Genomic DNA, 2,688 nt, shown 5'->3' on the forward strand with positions numbered 1-2,688 from the left:
AATCTCAACGCAACAAAATTACTTAAAAGGTTTTGAGTTTGACAAAAATACTTCTTTGAATGGTATTTTTAATGCGCCTTATTCCTTAACTAATGCGGTAACTAGAGAAACTGCGGATTTTACAATCCCTGCCTTTAACCCAGCTAATTTGGTTAATGCACCTTCTGGAGCAACTCACTTTCGTTTGATTACTGCACTTTCAGTAGTAAGTGATTTTGAATATAACTCCACCACAAACAGTTATGATCCTATGGATGCTGCTTTGAATGAGGTTAACGATGTGGTTTATAGTGGTTTCTTGGATTTGTTCGCACCAATTCCTTTAACAAAAATAACTGCTACTTTACCTGGTGGAGCAATTCCAACAGTAAATACTTCAGTATTGCACTGTATTGGAATTGAGTTCTACCAACAAGTAGGAGCAAATTACTACTTGTTTGCAAGTGGCAACTGCTTAAAAATCGAGGAAGTTTTTTAGTAATCTTTTCAGAAAATCCCTCGATGCTGTCGAGGGATTTTTTGTTTTAAAACCAATCTATAATTATTATGGAAACTAAAATAATACGAGTTGCACAAGGTAAAGAAAGTACATTGAGCCAGTTATACATCAACGGAATTTTTCAATGCTACTTACTAGAAGATAAAATAAGAGCTGTAAAAATTCCATCTGAAACGGCTATTCCAAATGGTACATTTTCATTGAAATTGAACACTTACGGAGCTAAAAATGTGGAATTTAAAAAAGCTTTTGGAAAGCTTCACGAAGGAATGATTGAAATTACCGGTTTACCTAATTTCAATTTTGTTTATATCCATACTGGAAACACCATCAAAGAAACTGCCGGTTGTCCGCTTTGTGGTTTTGGTTTTCAATTTGTTGATGGAAATTTTCAAGTTTCTCAAAGTATTGCAGCTTACAAAATGATTTATCCAAAACTGGCTGCACTGGCAAAAGTTGAAAACAACAAAATATCTATTGAAAATAATTTTCAATTCTAAAAAGTCCCAAAAATGGAAAATATGAATAACATAACGGTACTTTTTGGAACACTTATCACATTGTTACTCTCTGTTGTGGCTTATTTTATCAAGCAATTACACACCGATTTTAAGAGTATGGAAAAAGATTTGATTGAAGTTAAAACAATGGCTTTAATCATCAAAACCGAGTTCAAAAGTGGTAACGATTTACTCAACCAGAAAGTAGAATATTTAGAAAAAAGAGTGAATAATATCGAAATGCTTTGCATTCACGAACTCCAAAATGAAACAAATAAAAAAACGCTGTGAGTAATTAACAATTTTTAAAAATCAAGATTATGAAAAATAAAAGTTTGAACGTAGTTGAAAGATTGAAAGCTCCAACTCCGAAATGGTTTAAAACACTTCGCACTGTCGGAATTGCTTTGGCAAGTGTTGGTGGAATTATTATTGCCTCGCCTGTTGCTTTACCTGTTGGATTGGTTTCGGCAGCTGGTTACTTGGTTCTTGGCGGTAGTATTATTTCGGTGGTTTCCCAAACTGCTGTAAAATCGGAAAAAGAACCAAAAATAAACCCTTAAAAACGGTTAAAAACAATCTTTTAAGCTCCTATTTTGGGAGCTTTTTTTGTTTCTAGTAGTCCATAAATGTGCTTTGCTTCGCTTTTCTTCGCTTTATTTAAGTGGAGCTATCATATTGCTCTTATGTATTGCTTTGCTTGGAAATAAGGTGCTTACGCTGCTAAAAAAATACTTTTATTTTCGGCAATAACGGTAAACTATGGCTCTGCGTAAATCGCTGATTAGGTGTAAATTTTCGTGAAATTGTTTTTCTTTTTGGTCTAAAAGTTTGAGAGCTGCGATATTTTTTTGATGTTCGTCGTGTTCAACCATCATCAAACTGGCTTTTGGACTAAATTCTTTTTTGAAATCTGGCAGGCGTAAAAATGGAATTACCGAACCTACTAAATGTTGATGCCAAAATTTAGTTTTCCATAAACTAAAAGCAATAAAATAAAGGCTTTCGCAATCTTCAACATTTTCAAAAATCACTACAAAGCTGTTAGTAAATGCCGTGTTCTGTGGCTTACCGCTGTTCATCCCTTTGTTAAGTACAAATAAATGAGGTTTTGTGTAAATTGTTCCAACCTTGTGGGTTATGATTATAAAATTCATCATTGGTTCCGATTTAAGATGATGTGCCTTGCATTACTCAATAGTTCAGTTTGTTTTTTTGGTTTTCGTGAATTCCACTTCGTTCCATTTCACAAGCCACACATAAAATTTTAAAAAGAAAAAAAAAGAAAAAAAAGAAAGTCATCCTTCAAGTGGAGGTTTCAAGAAAAACAAGTTTTTTAGAAAAAAAATACTACCCGATAGTTCTGCGGAATGATGAATATGATATTTCCTAAAAGTGCTCTTGCGAGACGGTAAGGGTGGAGATTTTTTTTCTAAAACCCGCAGGGCTTGAACTTTTTTTTCTTGAAACCGGAACTTACCTTTACTTTCTTTTATTTATTTTTTTATTTTCCTTTTGAACGAGATGTCCTTGATAAAAACGGAACCAAAAAAGCTTGATTAGATAGCTGATGTTCTTCGGAAAGGGTATTGAATTTTAAAGCAGGAAAAGGAAATGTAAAATCTATTCCAATTATTTTTCTGCTTTAAAATTCAATACTCTTTCTTACTGTTTGATTTTGTGGGTGTG

The 2,688-nt window shown here is 33.3% G+C and carries 4 protein-coding genes and 1 pseudogene; 4 read left to right on the forward strand and 1 reads right to left on the reverse strand.

Annotated features, from left to right (window positions below; translation table 11 throughout):
- The 4 genes and pseudogenes from RMN92_RS06500 to RMN92_RS06515 all read left to right on the forward strand — a co-directional run.
- A pseudogene (locus tag RMN92_RS06500) lies at positions 1 to 478 on the forward strand (hypothetical protein); the annotation flags it as partial.
- Positions 479 to 546: 68 nt separating this feature from the next.
- The gene (locus RMN92_RS06505; protein WP_309608656.1) at positions 547 to 999 is read left to right on the forward strand and encodes a DUF5675 family protein; all 453 of its coding nucleotides are present in this window, start codon (positions 547 to 549) and stop codon (positions 997 to 999) included.
- Positions 1,000 to 1,020: 21 nt separating this feature from the next.
- Complete coding sequence (locus tag RMN92_RS06510) at positions 1,021 to 1,290, forward strand: hypothetical protein (protein ID WP_309608657.1); 270 nt, start codon at positions 1,021 to 1,023, stop codon at positions 1,288 to 1,290.
- 29 nt (positions 1,291 to 1,319) lie between these two features.
- Positions 1,320 to 1,562: a hypothetical protein gene (locus RMN92_RS06515; RefSeq protein WP_309608658.1), complete on the forward strand. Its 243-nt coding sequence runs from the start codon at positions 1,320 to 1,322 to the stop codon at positions 1,560 to 1,562.
- Positions 1,563 to 1,736: 174 nt separating this feature from the next.
- Here RMN92_RS06515 and RMN92_RS06520 read toward each other — a convergent pair whose 3' ends face one another.
- On the reverse strand, positions 1,737 to 2,159 hold the full coding sequence (locus tag RMN92_RS06520) for a DUF6943 family protein (protein ID WP_309608659.1): 423 nt from the start codon (positions 2,157 to 2,159) through the stop codon (positions 1,737 to 1,739).
- Positions 2,160 to 2,688: the final 529 nt, after the last annotated feature.

The sequence above is a fragment of the Flavobacterium sp. genome (assembly GCF_031363805.1).
Lineage (GTDB): Bacteria > Bacteroidota > Bacteroidia > Flavobacteriales > Flavobacteriaceae > Flavobacterium.